2 protein-coding genes are annotated in these 1,564 nt (G+C 69.8%); both read right to left on the bottom strand.

Translation table 11 applies throughout. The features are described from left to right. Nucleotides 1-43: 43 nt before the first annotated feature. Nucleotides 44-523, bottom strand: coding sequence for a T3SS (YopN, CesT) and YbjN peptide-binding chaperone 1 (locus ACOADB_RS17560; RefSeq protein WP_378601245.1), 480 nt, complete (start codon nucleotides 521-523; stop codon nucleotides 44-46). 23 nt (nucleotides 524-546) lie between these two features. Further along, a partial coding sequence (locus ACOADB_RS17555; RefSeq protein WP_378601242.1) for a short-chain dehydrogenase occupies nucleotides 547-1,564 on the bottom strand: 1,018 nt, incomplete at its 5' end.

Here is a 1,564-nt window from a genome sequence, read left to right as displayed (position 1 = left end):
CCGGCCTGATGCCGCCTCGCTCCAGGCCCAGTCCCGGCGTGCGTCAGAGATACATCCCGTCGCCGGCGGCCGGCTCGGCGGACGGGTCCTTGGCACCTTCGGCCGCTTCCGGTTCGACGGTCAGCTTGCCGCCGAACTTCTCCACCAGCTGTCGGGCGAAGAAGTTGCTGGCCTCCATCACGTCGGTCAGGGACGACTCGAGCGTGCCCTTGTTGAGCGCCAGACCGGTGACGGCGTCCTCGAAGACCACGGCCTTCTCGGTCCAGTAGACGCGGGAGTGCAGCAGGCGCTGGTTGATCTCGTTGAGGAAGTCGAGCAGCTCGGGAGTCTTCTCGACCTCGGTGACCGTGACCGACCAGACCCGGACCGCCGGCCGGTCGTCCGGTCCCACGACGCGCACCGTGTAGGCGCAGTCCTTGTAGCGGAACGGGAAGCCGCCCTGGTCGTCGCGGTTCAGGGACTCGTTGCCCGTGAACTCCTCCAGCAGGCGCTCGACGTACGCGTCGACCATGTCGCGGCTCATGCAGCGACCCTACTCACCGCGGGTCACCAGGGGGACGGCTTGTAGTCCTTCACGAAGCAGCCGAACATGTCCTCGCCGGCCTCGCCGCGCACGATCGGGTCGTAGACCCGCGCGGCACCGTCGACCAGGTCGAGGGGCGCGTGCCAGCCCTCGGCGGCGATCCGCAGCTTCTCCTGGTGCGGGCGCTCGTCGGTGATCCAGCCGGTGTCGACGGCGGTCATCAGGATCCGGTCGGTCTCGAACATCTCCCCTGCACTGGTGCGGGTCATCATGTTCAGCGCGGCCTTCGCCATGTTGGTGTGCGGGTGACCGGGACCCTTGTAGCGGCGGGAGAACTGGCCCTCCATCGCCGACACGTTCACGACATACGCACGGCGCGCGCCCGCAGCCACGGCGGCCCGCATCGACGGACGCAGGCGCGACACGAGCAGGAACGGCGCGATCGAGTTGCAGAACTGCACCTCGAGCAGCTCGAGCGGGTCGACCTCGTCGACCACCTGGGTCCACGAGTTGTTGGTCTGGGTGTCCGGCAGCAGGCCACCCGCGTCGACCGCGGTGCCGGCGAGGTGGCGCTCGAGCGAGGCATGCCCGGCCGACAGGGCCAGCGAGGTCAGCGACGCGGCGTTCTGGGCGGCCAGCGCGGCCTCGATCGACTCCCCGTCGTGGTGGGCGACGGCATGCGCCTCCAGCGCACCGGCGATGGCCGCCGGGTGCGCCTCGGAGATCCGGTCGAAGGTCACCATCTCCGGCAGCTCACGGCCCAGCGGGGCCTGGACCGGGGCGAGCTCGCCCTCGACCAGGTGGGAGTAGGAACCGGGCGAGCGTCGTACCGTCTGGCAGGCATTGTTGATCAGGATGTCGAGCGGGCCGTCGGCCGCGACGTCCTCGGTCAGTGCGATCACCTGGGTGGGGTCGCGCAGGTCGATGCCCACCACCTTCAGCCGGTGCAGCCAGTCATCGGCGTCGTCCATCGAGGCGAACCGCCGTACGGCGTCCTTCGGGAACCGGGTCGTGATCGTGGTGTGCGCGCCGTCGCGGAGC

It is taken from the genome of Nocardioides sp. CPCC 206348, assembly GCF_048654705.1.
Lineage (GTDB): Bacteria > Actinomycetota > Actinomycetes > Propionibacteriales > Nocardioidaceae > Nocardioides.
Note: the sequence above shows the minus strand (reverse complement) of the source record. Positions and strands in the feature narration are given on the sequence as shown.

Bases quoted from the DNA above. Each gene is read 5' to 3' on its own strand.
- ACOADB_RS17560 (WP_378601245.1), bottom strand. From the start codon at position 523: ATGAGCCGCGACATGGTCGACGCGTACGTCGAGCGCCTGCTGGAGGAG.